Source organism: Microbacterium luteolum, from assembly GCF_039533965.1.
GTDB lineage: Bacteria > Actinomycetota > Actinomycetes > Actinomycetales > Microbacteriaceae > Microbacterium > Microbacterium luteolum.
In genome coordinates, this window is sequence record NZ_BAAAUN010000001.1 from 2967854 (window position 1) to 2983773 (window position 15920).

17 protein-coding genes are annotated in these 15920 nt (G+C 69.6%); 10 read left to right on the plus strand and 7 right to left on the minus strand.

Annotated elements, in window-relative coordinates; translation table 11 throughout:
• Window positions 1-6: 6 nt before the first annotated feature.
• Genes ABD648_RS14360 through ABD648_RS14370 form a run of 3 tightly spaced genes read right to left on the minus strand, consistent with a single transcriptional unit; the run spans window position 7 to window position 1591 of the window.
• On the minus strand, window positions 7-681 hold the full coding sequence (locus ABD648_RS14360) for a hypothetical protein (protein ID WP_282215633.1): 675 nt from the start codon (window positions 679-681) through the stop codon (window positions 7-9).
• The gene (locus ABD648_RS14365) at window positions 678-1136 is read right to left on the minus strand and encodes a MarR family winged helix-turn-helix transcriptional regulator (RefSeq protein WP_282215634.1); all 459 of its coding nucleotides are present in this window, start codon (window positions 1134-1136) and stop codon (window positions 678-680) included. Before ABD648_RS14365 ends, ABD648_RS14360 begins: the two co-directional genes overlap by 4 nt.
• Window positions 1137-1189: 53 nt before the next feature.
• Window positions 1190-1591 carry a RidA family protein gene (locus ABD648_RS14370; RefSeq protein WP_282215635.1) on the minus strand — a complete coding sequence of 134 codons (402 nt, stop codon included), beginning with the start codon at window positions 1589-1591 and terminating at the stop codon, window positions 1190-1192.
• Between the two features lie 104 nt (window positions 1592-1695).
• Between ABD648_RS14370 and ABD648_RS14375 the strand changes: the two genes are divergently transcribed.
• Complete coding sequence (locus tag ABD648_RS14375) at window positions 1696-2670, plus strand: helix-turn-helix transcriptional regulator (RefSeq protein WP_282215636.1); 975 nt, start codon at window positions 1696-1698, stop codon at window positions 2668-2670.
• 6 nt (window positions 2671-2676) lie between these two features.
• On the opposite strand, the gene ABD648_RS14380 is transcribed toward ABD648_RS14375, so the two are convergent.
• The gene (locus ABD648_RS14380) at window positions 2677-3264 is read right to left on the minus strand and encodes a hypothetical protein (protein WP_282215637.1); all 588 of its coding nucleotides are present in this window, start codon (window positions 3262-3264) and stop codon (window positions 2677-2679) included.
• Between the two features lie 121 nt (window positions 3265-3385).
• Here ABD648_RS14380 and ABD648_RS14385 point away from each other — a divergent pair, with 121 nt between their 5' ends.
• Both ABD648_RS14385 and ABD648_RS14390 read left to right on the plus strand, forming a co-directional pair.
• Window positions 3386-4600, plus strand: a complete 1215-nt coding sequence (locus ABD648_RS14385) for a glycosyltransferase (RefSeq protein ID WP_282215638.1) — start codon at window positions 3386-3388, stop codon at window positions 4598-4600.
• 14 nt (window positions 4601-4614) lie between these two features.
• Window positions 4615-5850, plus strand: a complete 1236-nt coding sequence (locus ABD648_RS14390; RefSeq protein ID WP_282215639.1) for a glycosyltransferase — start codon at window positions 4615-4617, stop codon at window positions 5848-5850.
• A gap of 16 nt (window positions 5851-5866) precedes the next feature.
• Here ABD648_RS14390 and ABD648_RS14395 read toward each other — a convergent pair whose 3' ends face one another.
• The 3 genes from ABD648_RS14395 to ABD648_RS14405 form a co-directional block, all read right to left on the minus strand.
• The gene (locus ABD648_RS14395) at window positions 5867-6136 is read right to left on the minus strand and encodes a hypothetical protein (RefSeq protein WP_282215640.1); all 270 of its coding nucleotides are present in this window, start codon (window positions 6134-6136) and stop codon (window positions 5867-5869) included.
• Between the two features lie 339 nt (window positions 6137-6475).
• Window positions 6476-7108: a LysE family translocator gene (locus ABD648_RS14400; RefSeq protein WP_282215641.1), complete on the minus strand. Its 633-nt coding sequence runs from the start codon at window positions 7106-7108 to the stop codon at window positions 6476-6478.
• 31 nt (window positions 7109-7139) lie between these two features.
• Window positions 7140-7301 (minus strand): hypothetical protein, encoded by a 162-nt coding sequence (locus ABD648_RS14405; RefSeq protein WP_282215642.1) that lies wholly within the window; start codon window positions 7299-7301, stop codon window positions 7140-7142.
• Between the two features lie 87 nt (window positions 7302-7388).
• On the opposite strand from ABD648_RS14405, the gene ABD648_RS14410 reads away from it, so the two are divergent.
• The 7 genes from ABD648_RS14410 (at window position 7389) to ABD648_RS14440 (ending at window position 15908) form a co-directional block, all read left to right on the plus strand.
• Complete coding sequence (locus ABD648_RS14410; RefSeq protein ID WP_282215643.1) at window positions 7389-8363, plus strand: GlxA family transcriptional regulator; 975 nt, start codon at window positions 7389-7391, stop codon at window positions 8361-8363.
• 220 nt (window positions 8364-8583) lie between these two features.
• A complete protein-coding gene (locus tag ABD648_RS14415) occupies window positions 8584-9096 on the plus strand; it encodes a nucleoside deaminase (protein WP_243408775.1) in 513 nt (170 codons plus the stop codon).
• A gap of 24 nt (window positions 9097-9120) precedes the next feature.
• Complete coding sequence (locus tag ABD648_RS14420) at window positions 9121-10635, plus strand: NCS2 family permease (protein WP_282215644.1); 1515 nt, start codon at window positions 9121-9123, stop codon at window positions 10633-10635.
• 34 nt (window positions 10636-10669) lie between these two features.
• A complete protein-coding gene (locus ABD648_RS14425; protein ID WP_282215645.1) occupies window positions 10670-12157 on the plus strand; it encodes a xanthine dehydrogenase small subunit in 1488 nt (495 codons plus the stop codon).
• Window positions 12154-14526, plus strand: coding sequence for a xanthine dehydrogenase molybdopterin binding subunit (xdhB, locus tag ABD648_RS14430; protein WP_282215646.1), 2373 nt, complete (start codon window positions 12154-12156; stop codon window positions 14524-14526). The genes ABD648_RS14425 and xdhB overlap by 4 nt, the downstream gene beginning before the upstream one ends.
• Before the next feature lie 12 nt (window positions 14527-14538).
• Window positions 14539-15378, plus strand: coding sequence for a xanthine dehydrogenase accessory protein XdhC (gene xdhC, locus ABD648_RS14435; protein ID WP_282215647.1), 840 nt, complete (start codon window positions 14539-14541; stop codon window positions 15376-15378).
• Between the two features lie 65 nt (window positions 15379-15443).
• A complete protein-coding gene (locus ABD648_RS14440) occupies window positions 15444-15908 on the plus strand; it encodes a GNAT family N-acetyltransferase (RefSeq protein WP_282215648.1) in 465 nt (154 codons plus the stop codon).
• Window positions 15909-15920 lie beyond the last annotated feature (12 nt).

Genomic DNA, 15920 nt, shown 5'->3' on the forward strand with positions numbered 1-15920 from the left:
TGGCGGTCAGTCCGCGGCGAGCAGGAAGGGGCGGGCGGCGGCGAGGAACGCGCGCGGGTCGTCGGCCCAGAGGCGGATGCGGGTGACCTCGTGCCGTCCGCCCTTGGGCCGGAGTCCGGGGAGGCGGATGCCGACGGGACGTTCGAGCTCGATCTCGATGTTGGTCTCGTCCTGCATCCGTTCGGCGTACTCGGCACCCTGTTCGGTCGGGGTGACCCGTGGCAACTTCGGCTCGTCGACGCGCTTCGCGATGGCGACGGAGGCGATGTCGTCCCAGGAGATCGGGACATCGAGCTCGAGTCCGCTGCGGATGCGGATGCCGTCGGGTCCGACCGCGTGCGGCCGCATCAGCATCGCGCACAGCAGACCGATCATCCACGTCAGTCCCCAGATGCCCAGGATGAGGATCGGGATCCGCACGGCGGGCCACGGGTGCACGATGAGGTCGAGGATGGGGATCTCGACGGCCGAGAGCACGATGAAGATGATGAGGATCGTCAGCACCGGCTGGTGATACGCGATGCCGGTCCCGCCGGCGGGGACGGCCGGGCGCCGGGCGATCGCGCGGGCGATGCTCGAGTAGACGCGCAACTCGGAGATCCACGCGCGGTGGAGGAAGCTCAGCGCGCGGGCCGTGCGGGTGGGTGCGTCTGAGCGGTTCGCCTTCGTCTCGGTGGTCATGACGCGGCCTGGTCTTCTTCGCCGGCCGCCTCCACCACGAGGGTCTCGAGGCGGGTCGCGATCGCGGCGATGCCGCGCTCGAGGGCCGCTCGGTCCTCCGGGGCGACAGCGGCGAGGAGGGTGTCGTTGAGTTCGGCGTGCTCGCCCTGCATCCGCGCCATCGTGTCGGCCGCCGTGGAGGTCAGTTCGACGATCACGGAGCGCCGGTCGGTCGGGTGCGGGGTGCGGCGCACGTGGCCGGATGCCTCGAGCCCGTCGACCAGGCCGGTGATGTTGCGCGGCGTGACCTCGCAGAGCCGAGCGAGGTCACGCTGCGTCGACGGGCCGGCGTGCTGCAGCACCCAGAGGAGGTGCACGCGGGCGGTCGTGAGTCCGGTGCCGTCGAACGCGCGCGCCATGTCGCGCTGGAAGAGCTCGCCGATCAGCAGCAACCGGTCCAGCAGCAGTGTCTCCATATCCGTGAGCATACTACATAGTTACCTCGCTTCACGAGTTGGATGAGCGCCGGTCAGGCGACGGCCGTGGCCTCCAGCTCGACCAGCTGGCCGGGGACGGCCAGGCGGGTGACCTGGAGCATCGTCGTGGTGGGGGCGACGGTGGCGGCGGCCAGGCGTGCTGCCAGCACGCCGTAGTGCGGGAAGAGAGCGTCGACGTCGGTCGTGTAGACGTTCAGGCGCACGAGGTTCCCCAGCGACATGCCGGCCGCGGCGAGCACCCCTTCGACGTTGTCGAGGCTCAGCGCGAGCTGGGCTGCGATATCCCCGTCATGCTCCGGCCGGCCCTCCGCGCTCATCGCGGTCTGGCCCGAGATGTACAGCGTCCGGGTCTCGCCGGAGACGAGCTCGCCCTGGTTGAAACCCAGCTCCTGCGACCAGGCCACCGGGTTCACGGCGGTGCGTTCGAGAGTCATGTCTGTTCCTTTCGTCCTACGATCACGCCTCGAGAAGAGGCTCAGCATCCAGACTTGCAAGCAATCACGACACCCTCTGTCATGTATTCCTGAGAGAATCTCCTATGCGCGCAGATCGCCTGGTCTCCCTCGTGCTGCTGCTCCGGCAACGCGGCCGCCTGTCCGCGACGGCGCTCGCCGAAGAGCTGGAGGTCTCGACGCGCACGGTGCTGCGCGACATCGAGGCGCTCTCGACCGCGGGCGTGCCCGTCTACGCGGATCGCGGCCGTCACGGCGGCTTCACGCTCCTGCCCGGGTTCCGCACTGAGCTCACCGGCCTCAATCACGATGAGGCGCTCGCGCTGCTCACCGCCGGCGGCGCCGGGGCGAAAGAGGTGTTCGGGCTCAGCTCGGCCCTGTCATCCGCGATGCGGAAGATCGTCGACGCGCTGCCCGAGAGTCACCAGATCACCGCGGCGGATGCTGCCCGTCGTATCCTCGTCGACCCGGAAGCCGACCTCCTCTCCCGGCGTCGGATCGCCGAGATCATCCCGGAGCCGATCATGAGCGAGGTGCGCCGCGCCGTGCTCGTCGGCCATCGGCTGCGCATCCGCTACGCGGCCGAGGCCCGCGATCCGGTCTGGCGCACGGTCGACCCGATCGGTCTCGTCACGGTGCGCGACAAGGGCTACCTCCTCGCGACCGTCGACGGCGGCGACCGCACCTACCGCCTCTCACGCATCCTCGCCGCTGAAGAGCTCGCGGAGCCGGCACAGCGCGCCGCTGACGTCGACCTGGTCGCGCTGTGGCAGCAGCGGAGCGCGCGCTTCCGCGAGGGGGAGGATCCGCTCACCGTGGTTGCCCGCGTCGACCCGGCGCGGCGCGAAGAGCTCGCATCCACGGCCGTCACGATCGTCGACGAGGCGATCGACGCGACGGGCGCCCTGCGGATGACCGCGACCTTCCAAGACCTCCGACACGCGGAATGGGCGCTCTGGCAGCTCGGCACCGGCGCGGAAGCCCTCGAGCCCCGCGAACTCCGCGAGGCACTGCGCGCCCGCGCGATCGCGGTCGCCGCCAGCTACACCGAGTCCGTGTGAGTCCGGTCAGGCCGGGTCGAGCCGGAGCACCTCGGGGGACTCGCCACCCTCGAGATCGTCCGCGATGCGGATGCTGCGCGCCAGGTCGTCGAGTGCGCCGGTGAGGGTGCCGAAGCGCTCCCGGTCGCTGCACACGGCGGTCAGCGTGACCAGGTGGGTTCCGGTGTCCCATGTGTAGGTGGCGAACGGGGGCGTGGCCTCGGATGTCGGAAGCGGGACGAGCAGCTTCTCACCCGCACCCAGACGGGTCGGGAACGACTGCGTGTCGTCGTACTCCATCGGCATCGAGGCGCGCGCGACGCGCACGTCCGGCGTGAGCACCTGTGCCGTGGCCATCGCGACGACCAGCTCGGGCTCGGCCTTCCATGTCCAGACCAGGACCCGGCCGTCGGCGCGCTTCATGAGCATCGGCGCCGCCTGGCTCATCGCCCAGGCGCCGAAGCGGGAGCCCGGGCGCTCGGTGGCCCCGACGGCCGCGTTGACCTGCCCCAGGAGCATCCGGATCGCGGCCTTGCGGTGACGCCGGCCGCGCCACCCGAGCGAGTCCGTCACGGGAATCCAGAGCCGGGGATCGGCGTCGGCAGTCAGTCGCATGGCCCCACGCTAACGGGTGACCCTGGGGGATGCCGGTACGCCTCGGCGGCGCGATCAGGCCCCTCGGGTAGAGTGGCCAGCGCCCGATCGGGCTCCCCTGGCCGCCGTACCGTAAGGCAGAATGTCTTCCTCTTCCTCCGATCCGACGAACGCAGCGGGGACCCCGCCCCGTCCGCTGAAGATCCTGATCGGGTGCGACACGTTCGCGCCCGACATCAACGGCGCCGCCCGCTTCGCCGAGCGCCTCGCCGCGGGGCTGGTCCAGCGCGGGCATGAGGTGCACGTCTCCGCCCCCAACCAGGCCTACCGTCGCGCGCAGCCTCGCACCGAGGTGATCGAGGGTGAGCCGATGACCCTGCACCGGCTGCCGTCGGTGCGCTGGCCCCCGCACGACTGGTTGCGGTTCGTCTGGCCGTGGCGTTCGAAGCACTATGCGCGGGTCGTGCTCGACCGCGTGCAGCCCGATGTGGTGCACATCCAGTCGCATATCGTGATCGGCCGCGGGCTGGCACACGTCGCCCGTGAGCGCGGCATCCCGGTCATCGCGACCAACCACGTCATGGCCGAGAACATCCTCGACCACACCACCATGCCGAAGTTCATCGACGACCTGGTGCTGAAATGGGCGTGGGGCGATGCCAAGCGCACCTTCGACTTGACCCGCGCGATCACCACGCCCACCCGTCGTGCCGCAGACTTCCTCGAGAAGACGGTCGCGGTGCAGGGTGTCATCCCGGTCAGCTGCGGCATCGACCGCACGCAGTACACCCCCGTGATCGCCCCGCGCGAGAAGAACCGCATCGTCTTCGTCGGCCGTCTCACCGCCGAGAAGCAGGTGGAGGTCATCCTGCAGGCGATGACCAAGCTCGACCCCGCCCTCGACACCACGTTCGACATCGTCGGCGGCGGCGACCAGCGCAAGCAGCTGGAGAGCCTCGCAGCCCAGCTCGGTCTCGCCGACCGCGTCACCTTCCACGGCCGCACCACCGACGAGGACCTCCGCGCGCTGCTGTCGCGCGCGAGCCTCTTCGTGATCGCCTCGATCGCCGAACTGCAGTCCATCGCGACCATGGAGGCCATGGCATCCGCACTGCCGATCGTCGCCGCGGATGCCGTCGCCCTGCCGCACCTCGTGCACGACGGCGAGAACGGCCACCTGTTCGAGCCGGGCAACGTCGACGATCTCGCGGCGCGTCTGACCGACGTGCTCACGGCTTCGCCGGCGGAATACGAGCGGATGCAGCGGGCCTCGCTGGACGGCGTCGCGATCCACGACATCAACCGCACCCTCGACACCTTCGAAGCGCTGTACCGCGACGAGCCGCTGCCCGAGTAGACGGGCACCGCGACATGCACATCGTCTTCTTCGGCGATCAGCACCTCGACTCCCTCGGCGGAGCGCAGGTGTCGATGCGGCTGCAGCGCGAGTTCCTGGAACGGGCCGGGCACACGGTGACGGTCGTCGCGCCCCGGATGCGCGCCTCGAGGGGCTCGGCTACGCGGCCGAGCGAGAACCCGGCGTACGTCGACCTGCCGTCGATGCCGATCACGGTCGACCGCGAGTATTCGATGAGCTGGCCGGGGCGGGGCACCGACCGGTTCCTGGATCGCGCGATGACCCGCCGTCCCGCGGTCGACCTGGTGCACGTGCAGGCCGACTTCTGGGGAGCCTTCATCGGCCACCGCTACGCCGCGCGTCACGGCATCCCGGTCGTGCACACGATGCACAACCGCGTCGATGTCGGCCTCGCCGCGGTCACGCCGCTCCACCGCCCTGTGCTCGGGATCCTCAACGCGTGGCGGCGCACCGCTCTGCGCGGCGTCGGCGAGACGGTCGCGGGCAGCGACGGCTGGGCCTTCCTCCGGGGTCTCGCCGCCGGCGCCTCGGCCGTGACGGCGCCGTCGACCCATTTCGCCCGACGCCTCGAGCAGCACGACGTGTTCGACACGGTCGACGTCGTCTGGAACGGCATCGACGACGACCTGCGCGATGCCACGCTCGCGGCGGCGCCGGCCCAGCGCGAGCCCGGTCGCCCGCGCTTCGTCTGGCTGGGACGGATGAGCCCGGAGAAACGGCTGCTGCCGTTCCTCGAGGCGTTCGTGGCCTCCGGCGTCGATGCCGAGCTCGACATCATCGGCGGCGGAGCGCAGCGTGCCGCGGCCGAGAAGATCGTCGCGGGTCGGGCAGGCGTGCGCTTCGCCGGCCGTCTCACCTACGCGCAGACTCTCGCGCACATCGCCGCGGCGGACGCGCTCGTGCAGACGTCGATCGGCTTCGAGACGCAGGGGATGACGCCGTTCGAGGCGGCGACCCTCGGCACGCCATCGGTCATCTGCGACCCCGATATCGCCGCGGAGCTCGGCGGCGGGCTGTGGGCGGTGCCGGATGCCGGCGCCACGGCGACCGGTCGCGAACGCGAGGCCCGGCGCGCAGACGCGCTCGCTGAGACGCTGCGACGCGCGGCATCCGACATCGTCGCCGGGACGGCGCCGATTCCGGTGCCCGAGGTCGCCGAGGCGTTCCGGCAGTCCTCGCGGACCGCGGCGATGATCCGCGTCTACGAGCGCGTGCTCGCCGGTCGCTGAGCGCCGCCGCCGATCTTCAGAAGAAGCGGTAGAAGGTCGAGGCGATCCAGCCGAGCACGACGCCGATCAACTGCACGCCGCCGACACCGATCGCGATGCCGGCGAGCACCTGGCCGCCCGCTCTCCGGGCCGCGATCAGGCCGAGCACGAGGGCGGCCGCACTGCCGAGGAAGACGATGACGGCGAACAGGAAGCTGAAGACGCCGTAGCTGCTCGCGTCGTAGCTGAACGAGGCGAGCACGAAGGGCTGCATCAGGATCTGCAGGACGCCCACGGCGGCGACCACGAGCGCGACGATGAAAGCCGTGCGAGCCAGCGGATTGCCTGACCCGAACGCGGACGGACGCTGCTGACCGGACGGGGGCTGGCCGTACTGCGGCTGCCCGTAGGACTGCTGCGGTACCTGAGGTGATGACGGATACTGCGGGGCGGCCGCCGGATACTGGGGTGCGCCCGCCGGGTACTGCGGCGCGGCGGGCAGATGCGGCGCGGGTGGCGCCGGGGGGGAAGGCGTGGTTCGGCTGTGCGGATGGCGGAACAGGAGGCTGCTGCGGCTCGCTCATGAGGTCGAGCGTAGTCGCCGGGTGTGCGCTCGCGTGAGGATCGCGTTCGGCGCCGCCGATGGTCAGCTTTTGGCGCCAGTCAGTGCGAGCGTGCCGCCGAGGCCGATCATCATGACGCCGCCGGTGCCGGAGAGGGTCGACATGCGACGGGGTGAGCGTGCGAACCAGGTGCGTGCCGTTCCCGCCGCCAGCGCCCAGACGCTGTCGCACGCGAGTGCGAGCAGCTGGAACGTGAGACCGAGGAGCAGCAGCTGCGCCCAGGCAGGACCGGCGGATGGCGCCACGAACTGGGGGAGCACCGCGACGAAGAAGGCGATGGTCTTCGGATTGGTGACCCCGACGATGAAACCCTGGCGCAGCAGCTTCCCTGCGGATGCCGGACCGCTTCCGGTGTTCGCCACGTGATCGTGGCGGTGGCGGATGGCCTGGATGCCGAGCCACACGAGATATGCGGCCCCGATGATCTTGATGACGGTGAAGGCGATGATCGATGATGAGACGATCGCGCCGACTCCGAACGCGACCGCCACGACGGCGGGCACGGTCCCGAGGGCGTTTCCGACGACGCTGAGCACGCCCGCGCGGCGGCCGAGCGAGAGTGACCGACCGATGACGAAGAGCACGCTCGGGCCGGGGATGACGATGATCACGACAGACGCGATGGCGAACGCGAGCAGGTTGTCGAGCGGGATCATGACCTGACGATACCGTGACGCGAGTTCCGTCTCAGCGGTAGACGTGCGTGGACTGCGCGTCCTGATGGACGTCGCGACCGGTGACGCGGCTCCAGTCGGTGGGGGTGCGACGGTAACCGTCGCGGCGGAGTTCGACGACGGTCGCGATGGCGGCCCACGCCGAGAGGGCGATGAGTGCGATGAGGAGTACCATGGCAGAAACACTACGTTCGCTGCGTGACTGCCACGAGTGGCAGAAAAGACTAACAGCGTTGGAAAACTGCCAAACCCGGGAGAACTGATGAAGACGGTCGCCTGTGTGATCCAGGACGGGTTCGCGCCCTTCGAATTCGGAGTGGCCTGCGAGGCCTTCGGCCTTGATCGCTCCGACGACGGCGTCCCCAACTTCGACTTCCGCATCGTCGCGCCCCGGGCCGGGGTGGTGCAGTCGAAGATCGGCTTCTCGGTCAACGTCGAGCACGACCTGTCCTTCGCGTACGAGGCCGACCTCGTGGTCTTCTGCCCGGTTCCGCGTGCGTACTGGGGGCAGATCGATCCGCTCCTGCTCGACGTCGCCCGCCACGCCGTCGATCGCGGCGCGTGGGTCATGAGCGTGTGCAGCGGTTCGTTCATCCTGGCCGCCGCGGGGGTTCTCGACGGGCGAAAGGCGACCACGCACTGGATGTACTCGCACGTCATGGCCGAGATGTACCCGCAGATCGACATCGACCCCGACGTGCTGTTCGTGCAGGACGGCAAGATCATCACCAGTGCGGGCACCGCCGCCGGCATCGACGCGTGTCTGCACCTGCTGCGTCAGGAGCTGGGCGCCGATCTCACCAACCGCATCGCCCGACGCATGGTCGTGCCGCCGCAGAGGGACGGCGGTCAGGCCCAGTTCATCGACCGTCCGATCCCCGTCGTCGCCAGCGACTCGCTGGCCGCGGTCGCCGACTGGGCCGTCGAGCACCTGCGAGACGAACTGGGCGTCGATCAGCTCGCGGCCAAGGCGCTGATGTCGCCGCGCACGTTCGCCCGGCGATTCAAGGCGGAGTACGGGGCGACCCCTGCAGCCTGGCTCGCGCGCCAGCGCATCATCCACGCGCAGCGGATGCTGGAACGCACCGATCTGCCCCTCGAGCAGATCGCCGACGAGTGCGGATTCGGCTCGGCGGCCGTGCTGCGGCAGAACTTCGCCCGCGTGCTCGGCCTCACCCCGACGGCCTATCGCACGCGCTTCTCGTGTGCGGACGAGGAGGAGGCTCCGGCGGCCTGACTCGCCGTTCCATCATTTCGTATGGTGGAAGAGAGATTCCGAAAGGCTGGACGCGCAGCGCATCCGGTGTTACAGTCGTTCCCAGCCCGAACCTCAACAGAGGCCTCCGGGCAGGAAGCAGCACAACCTAGCGGTTCGACGTATATCTCGCGGAACGGCCTGATCAAGGCCCGACCAGATAAGCCGTATCACTGCGACGACAGCAAGGAAGCTCTCCGTCATGACCAGTACCGCTATGCCCGAAACCGGCCTTCGATCGACTCCGGCCGAGTATCTCGCCCGCGCCGTCGCCATCGCGACCGACAACGTCCGCAACCAGGGCGGCCCGTTCGGCGCCATCGTCGTCACGGCCGACGGCCGCGTCTTCGAGGGCGTGAACCGCGTCACCGCGAACCTCGATCCCTCGGCGCACGCCGAGGTCACGGCGATCCGCGCCGCCTGTCAGGGGCTCGGCACCTTCGACCTCACCGGCGCCGTGCTCTACAGCAGCTGCGAGCCGTGCCCGATGTGCCTCGCCACATCGCTGTGGGCGCGCGTCGATCGCGTGTACTTCGCCGCCGATCGGAACGACGCCGCCGACGCCGGATTCGACGACGCCGTGTTCTACCGCTACTTCGAAGGCGGTGAAGAGGACAGGGCGATCATGCCGGTCGCGCAGGAGCCCCTTCCGCCCACCGCGCGCATCGCTCCGTTCACGGAGTGGAGCACCACGTCCACCCGAGTCGACTACTGACCCGAACGACGATCGGAGCCGAAGATGTCTTCATCAGTTTTCCTGCCGGACGAGCCCGAGACCGGAGCCACCCCCGCGGCGGTGCACCCTCCGCTGCCCACCGGGGCCACCACGACCGTCGACGCCGAACCCCGTAACCGGATCGACCGCTTCTTCGAGATCACCCAGCGCGGGTCGACCTTCGGGCGCGAGATCCGCGGCGGGATCGTCACGTTCGTGACGATGGCGTACATCGTCATCCTCAACCCCCTCATCCTCGGCGGCGTCGACGACGTCACCGGCGACGCCCTGCAGGCCGCGCAGATCGGCGCCGCCACGGGCCTGACCGCCGGCGTCATGACGATCCTGTTCGGCCTGATCGCCCGCCTCCCATTCGCGCTCGCCGCGGGTCTCGGCATCAACTCGTTCCTCGCCGTCTCGGTCGTCGGTCAGGTGACCTGGCCGGAGGCGATGGGACTCGTCGTGATCAACGGCGTGCTCATCGTGCTCTTCGGGGCCACCGGCATCCGAACAGCGATCTTCAATGCGGTGCCCGCACCGCTCAAGGCCGCGATCACGGTCGGCATCGGCCTGTTCATCGCCTTCATCGGCTTCGTCGACTCCGGCTTCGTCAACCGCACCCCCGGCGGGCCGCCCGTGCAGCTGGGCGACGGCGGATCGATCACCTCGGTCCCGACGCTGATCTTCCTGCTCGGCCTGCTCATCATCGGCGTGCTCGTCGCCCGCAAGGTGCCCGGCGGCATCCTGATCGGCATCGTCGCGGCGACCGTCGTGGCGATCATCGCGCAGGCGTTCCTCAAGCTCGGACCGAGCTTCGAGGATCCGAACGGGTGGCACATGACCATCCCCGAGATCCCGGCCTCGTTCATGACGATCCCCGACTTCGGGCTCATCGGCCAGTTCGACCTCTTCGGCTCGTTCAGTCGCATCGGCGCCCTGGCGGCCACGATGCTGGTGTTCACCCTCGTGTTCTCCAACTTCTTCGACGCGATGGGCACGATGACCGGCCTCGCGAAGAACGCCGGGCTCGCCTACAAGGACGGCACGTTCCCGCGGCTGCGCTCGGCGTTCGTCGTCGAGGGCCTCGGCGCCGTCGCCGGCGGTGCCACCTCGACCTCGTCGAACACCGTGTTCGTGGACAGCGCCTCCGGCATCGGCGAGGGAGCCCGCACAGGACTCGCCTCCGTCGTGGTCGGCGTGCTCTTCCTGCTCTCGATGTTCTTCACCCCGCTCACGCTGGTGGTGCCGATCGAGGTGGGGTCTGCCGCGCTCGTCGTGGTCGGCGCGATGATGATGGCCCAGATCAAGGAGATCAAGTTCACGAACTTCGCCGTGGCGCTCCCCGCCTTCCTCACCATCGTGACGATGCCGCTGACGTACTCGATCGCCAACGGCATCGGCGTGGGCTTCATCGCCTGGACCCTGGTGAACACGCTCTCCGGGCGTGCGCGCAAGGTGCACTGGCTGATGTGGGTCGTCGCGGTCGGCTTCGCGCTGTACTTCGTGCGCGGACCGATCGAGGGGCTGCTCGCCGGGTGACCGGCGGCAGGAGAGCTGTAGGAGGAGATCGACCATGAGCGACATCGTCGTCAACGTCAACGGACAGGTCCGCCCGCTCGACGGAACCGCCGCCCACACGACCGCGCTGGACTGGCTGCGCGACACCGGGCTCTCCGGCAGCAAGGAGGGCTGCGCGGAGGGGGAGTGCGGGGCATGCGCGATGCTGCTCGCCACTCCGACGCCCGACGGCGGCACGGCCTGGACTCCGGTCAACGCCTGCCTGGTGCCGGTGTACGCGCTCAACGGTCAGGAGATCGTGACCGCCGAAGGCCTCGGGTCTCCGGACGCCCTGCATCCGGTGCAGGAGAAGCTGGCTGAGGCGGGCGGCTCGCAGTGCGGCTACTGCACGCCCGGCTTCGCCTGCAGCATGGCGGGGGAGTACTACCGGTCCGAACGCACACCCACCGAGACCACGCCGGCGCAGGCGGGCACCGGGCACGGCGACGGGATCCCCTCGCACGACGCGGAGCACGGCCCGAACGGGTTCGACCTCCACGCTCTCAGCGGCAACCTCTGCCGCTGCACCGGGTACCGGCCGATCCGCGACGCCGCCTACACGCTCGGCGACCCCGAAGCGGACGATCCGCTGCAGCAGCGGCTCGCGGCTCCGGCTCCGGTCGCCGTCCCGACGGATGCCGAGGTCGACGGGTCGCGCTTCCTCCGCCCGGCATCCCTCGACGAGGCTCTGCGCCTGCTCCGCGACGAGCCGGACGCCCTCCTGGTCGCCGGCTCCACCGACTGGGGCGTCGAGGTGAACATCCGTGGCCGCCGGGCGCCGCTCGTCATCGCGATCGAGCAGCTCGACGAGCTCCGCACCCTCCATCACACCGATGACGTGCTCGAGATCGGCGCGGCGCTCCCGCTCTCCGACATCGAGAAGCGCCTCGACGGCGCAGTGCCGCTGCTGGCTCAGCTGCTGCCGCAGTTCGCCTCCCGCCTGATCCGCAACCGCGCCACGTTCGGCGGGAACCTCGGCACGGGCTCGCCGATCGGCGACAGCCCGCCCGCGCTCCTCGCGCTGGGCGCCAAGCTCGTCCTGGCATCCGCCGACGGGGAGCGCGAGGTCGAGCTGTCGGAGTACTTCACGGGCTATCGGCAGACGATCCGGCGTCCGGACGAGCTCATCCGTGCGGTGCGCATCCCGCTGCCGCTCGCCCCGGTGACCGCGTTCCACAAGATCGCCAAGCGGCGCTTCGACGACATCTCCAGCGTCGCGATCGCGTTCGCACTCGACATCGAGGACGGGATCGTGACCGCCGCGAAGATCGGTCTCGGCGGTGTCGCAGCCACCCCGCTCCGCGCCTACGCCGCGGAGGAGGCCCTGATCGGCCGGCCGTGGAACGTCGCCACCGTGCGCGCGGCCTCCGAGATCCTCGGAGCCGAGGGCACGCCGATGTCCGACCACCGCGCGAGTGCGGACTACCGCGCGCTCATGCTCAACACCGCGCTGCTCAAGCTGTACAGCTCCACGGTCATCAGCTCGAAGGAGGTGTCGGCATGAGTGCTCTCGCCGACCGCCCGGCCAACCCCATCGTGGGACACCGCGCCGCCCACGAGAGTGCGGCCCTGCACGTCACCGGTGCGGCCATGTACACCGACGACCTCGCCGCCCACACCGCCGGTGTCCTGACCGCCTGGCCCGTGCAGTCCACGAACGCCCACGCGAAGGTCACCGTCGACGTCTCCGGTGCCTACGAGGTGCCCGGCGTCGTCCGCGTGCTCACCGCCGACGACGTCCCCGGCGTCAACGACGCGGGCATCAAGCACGACGAGCCGCTGTTCCCGAGCGAGTCGATGTTCTACGGGCACGCCCTGGTCTGGGTGCTCGGCGAGACGCAGGAGGCCGCGCGCCTCGGCGCCGAGCGGGTCACGGTCGAGTACGAGCCGCTGCCGTCGCTCATCACCGTGCAGGACGCGATCGACGCCGAGTCGTACCAGGGCATCGCCCGCACGGTGCAGCGCGGCGACGCGGCATCCGCCCTCTCCTCCGCCGCGCACGTGTTCGAAGGCGTCACGGAGTTCGGCGGGCAGGAGCACTTCTATCTCGAGACGCATGCCTCGCTCGCGATCCGCGACTCGGAGGGCCAGTACTTCGTGCAGTGCTCGACGCAGCATCCGTCCGAGACGCAGGAGATCATCGCGCACGTGCTCGGGATCACCTCGAGCGAGGTGACGGTGCAGTCGCTGCGCATGGGAGGAGCGTTCGGCGGCAAGGAGATGCAGCCGCACGGCCTCGCCGCGATCGCCGCGCTCGGTGCGAAGCTGACCGGCCGCCCCGTACGCCTGCGGCTCAACCGCACGCAGGACATCACGATGACCGGCAAGCGGCATCCGTTCCACATCTCGTGGAAGGTCGGCTTCGACGCCGACGGGATGCTGCAGGGCCTGGATGCCGTGCTCACCTGCGACGGCGGATGGAGCCTGGATCTGTCCGAGCCCGTGCTCGGCCGCGCCCTGTGCCACCTCGACAACGCCTACTGGATTCCCAACGTGCACGCGTACGGCCGGATCGCGAAGACGAACAAGGCCTCGAACACGGCCTTCCGCGGCTTCGGCGGCCCGCAGGGCGTGTTCCTGATCGAGGACATCCTCGGTCGCGTCGCCCCGGCGCTCGGGATCGACCCGCTCGAGCTGCGCGAGAAGAACTTCTATCAGCCCGGTCACCACACCCCCTACGGCCAGCTCGTGAAGGATGCTCCGCGGATGGGCGCGATCTGGAGCGAGCTGCGCGACGAGGCAGACGTCGATGCGCGCCGCACCGAGATCGCCGAGTTCAACGCGCGCAGCCCGCACGTCAAGCGCGGGCTCGCGCTTACGCCCATCAAGTTCGGGATCTCGTTCAACTTCGCGGCCTTCAACCAGGCCGGCGCCCTCGTGCACGTCTACAAGGACGGGTCCGTCCTGATCAACCACGGCGGCACGGAGATGGGCCAGGGCCTGCACACCAAGATGATGCAGGTCGCCGCCACGGCGCTCGGGCTCGAGCTGCACCAGGTGCGCCTGGCGCCGACCCGCACCGACAAGGTGCCCAACACCTCCGCCACGGCGGCCTCCTCCGGCACCGACCTCAACGGCGGCGCGGTGAAGAACGCGTGCGAGCAGATCCGCGGCCGGATGGCCGACGTCGCCGGTCGCCTGCTGAACGCCGATGCGCGCGACGTCGTCTTCGAAGGCGGGTACGTGACGGCCTTCGGCAACGCCGCGCAGCGGCTCACCTTCGCCGAGGTGGCGAACGCCGCGTACCTCCAGCGCGTGCAGCTGTTCGCCGCGGGGTATTACCGCACCGAGGGTCTGCACTGGAACCCGGAGATCATGCAGGGGTCTCCCTTCAAGTACTTCTCCTACGGCGCGGCCGCTACCGAGGTCGAGGTTGACGAGTTCACCGGGCTCTACAGCGTGCGCCGCGTCGACATCATCCACGACGTCGGCGACTCACTCTCTCCCATGCTCGACATCGGGCAGATCGAGGGGGCCTATGTGCAGGGCGTCGGCTGGCTGACGCTGGAGGAGCTGCGCTGGGACGACAGCGACGGCCCGAACCGCGGGCGGCTGCAGACCCAGTCGGCATCCACCTACAAGCTGCCCAGCTTCTCGGAGATGCCGGAGCAGTTCCACGTGCGACTCTTCGAGAACGCCCGCGAGGACGGCGCCGTGTACGGCTCGAAGGCCGTCGGCGAGCCCCCGTTCATGCTGGCGTTCAGCGCGCGGGAGGCGATCCGTCAGGCCGTCGGTGAATTCGGGCCCGAGGGGCACATGGTCGAGCTGGGCTCTCCCGCGACGCCGGAGGCGGTCTTCTGGGCCCTGCGCCGTGCGCAGCAGGCGGCGGATGCCGTCGCGGCACCCGAACCGGAACTCCTGGCCACCCGCTGAGCGGGACCCGACATGGACTGGGTCGATGCACTGCAGGCGCTGCGCTCGACGCGCACGCCCGCGGTGATCGTGACGCTCGCCCTGGTGCGCGGTCATGCGCCGCGCAACGGCGGGGCGAAGATGGTCGTGTCGCCCGATGCCGTGTTCGGAACGGTCGGCGGCGGCAACCTCGAGGCCACGGCGATCGAACGCGCCAGGGGGATGCTCCGAGCGGGCACGGCGGAGCCGGAGCTGCTGGTGCTTACGCTCAGCGACAAGGCCGTCACCGAGTACGGCGTGCAGTGCTGCGGAGGAGAGGTCACGATCATGCTCGAACCGGTGCGCGTCACGCCCAGCATCGCGATCTTCGGCATGGGCCATGTGGGGCTGGAGCTGGCCCGCATCCTCGCGAGGCACGAGGTCGAGCTGCACCTGGTCGACTCGCGTCCGGAGATGCTCGCCGAGGAGCGGATCGGCACCCCCGGCGTTTCCGGTGTTTTCGCCGACAGCGTCGCACGGATCCAGGCGACCCTCGCACCCGTGCCCGAAGCCGTGCTGGCCGGCCTTCCGGCCGGCTCCCACGTCCTGGTGATGACGCACGACCATGTCGAGGATCTCGCGGTCGTCGACATGTCTTTGCGCACTCCCGATCTCGCTTCGATCGGTTTGATCGGGTCGGCGTCGAAGTGGTCCCGGTTCCGCAAGAAGCTCACCGAGCTCGGCCAGACCGAGAGCGACCTGGCGCGGGTCGTGACGCCGATCGGCATCCCCGAGGTCGCGGGCAAGCAGCCCGCCGTGATCGCCGTCAGCGTCGCGGCCCGGCTGCTGCAGCTGATCGAGGAGGCGGCGACCGAGGAGGGTGCGGGTTCCTGAAGTCGGACGTGTACCGTCGCCTGGCGGCTGGCGCCTCGGACGCCGTGGCGTGCATAGTAAAGATCGTGAGTGACTTGCACATACGAAGGGCACAGTCCGAGGAGCACGAAGAGATTTCAGCGTTGGCTCTCCGCTCGAAGGGGTACTGGGGGTATTCAGCCGAGTTTCTCGAAGCATGCCGAGCTGAGCTGACCTTCGATGCGACGACCTGTGGGTCAGGACTGATGTGGGTCGTGGCGCAAGACGATACGGTTCTTGGCTTCAGCCTCCTGAGGGGTGAGTCGAACGACGGCGAACTGTCGGCGTTGTTCGTTGATCCGTCCGCGATCGGCACCGGCTGCGGTCGAATGCTGCTTGAGCACACACTGCACGCTGCGCGGGCCGCAGGGTTCACGCACCTGGAACTCGACGCGGATCCAGGTGCGGAATCGTTCTATCTGCGCTTTGGGGCTCGACGGATCGGCACCTCGCCTAGTGGTTCCATTCCGGGCCGCGAGCTTCCCCGACTAGCAATCGCCCTCGCCGAATAGCTGGGAGCCGTG

What these genes read in the sequence shown, in the direction of transcription:
- ABD648_RS14360 (WP_282215633.1), bottom strand. Translation starts at nt 681, where the DNA reads ATGACCACCGAGACGAAGGCGAACCGCTCAGACGCACCCACCCGCACG.
- ABD648_RS14365 (WP_282215634.1), bottom strand. Translation starts at nt 1,136, where the DNA reads ATGGAGACACTGCTGCTGGACCGGTTGCTGCTGATCGGCGAGCTCTTC.
- ABD648_RS14370 (WP_282215635.1), bottom strand. Translation starts at nt 1,591, where the DNA reads ATGACTCTCGAACGCACCGCCGTGAACCCGGTGGCCTGGTCGCAGGAG.
- ABD648_RS14375 (WP_282215636.1), top strand. Translation starts at nt 1,696, where the DNA reads ATGCGCGCAGATCGCCTGGTCTCCCTCGTGCTGCTGCTCCGGCAACGC.
- ABD648_RS14380 (WP_282215637.1), bottom strand. Translation starts at nt 3,264, where the DNA reads ATGCGACTGACTGCCGACGCCGATCCCCGGCTCTGGATTCCCGTGACG.
- ABD648_RS14385 (WP_282215638.1), top strand. Translation starts at nt 3,386, where the DNA reads ATGTCTTCCTCTTCCTCCGATCCGACGAACGCAGCGGGGACCCCGCCC.
- ABD648_RS14390 (WP_282215639.1), top strand. Translation starts at nt 4,615, where the DNA reads ATGCACATCGTCTTCTTCGGCGATCAGCACCTCGACTCCCTCGGCGGA.
- ABD648_RS14400 (WP_282215641.1), bottom strand. Translation starts at nt 7,108, where the DNA reads ATGATCCCGCTCGACAACCTGCTCGCGTTCGCCATCGCGTCTGTCGTG.
- ABD648_RS14405 (WP_282215642.1), bottom strand. Translation starts at nt 7,301, where the DNA reads ATGGTACTCCTCATCGCACTCATCGCCCTCTCGGCGTGGGCCGCCATC.
- ABD648_RS14410 (WP_282215643.1), top strand. Translation starts at nt 7,389, where the DNA reads ATGAAGACGGTCGCCTGTGTGATCCAGGACGGGTTCGCGCCCTTCGAA.
- ABD648_RS14415 (WP_243408775.1), top strand. Translation starts at nt 8,584, where the DNA reads ATGACCAGTACCGCTATGCCCGAAACCGGCCTTCGATCGACTCCGGCC.
- ABD648_RS14420 (WP_282215644.1), top strand. Translation starts at nt 9,121, where the DNA reads ATGTCTTCATCAGTTTTCCTGCCGGACGAGCCCGAGACCGGAGCCACC.
- ABD648_RS14425 (WP_282215645.1), top strand. Translation starts at nt 10,670, where the DNA reads ATGAGCGACATCGTCGTCAACGTCAACGGACAGGTCCGCCCGCTCGAC.
- xdhB (WP_282215646.1), top strand. Translation starts at nt 12,154, where the DNA reads ATGAGTGCTCTCGCCGACCGCCCGGCCAACCCCATCGTGGGACACCGC.
- xdhC (WP_282215647.1), top strand. Translation starts at nt 14,539, where the DNA reads ATGGACTGGGTCGATGCACTGCAGGCGCTGCGCTCGACGCGCACGCCC.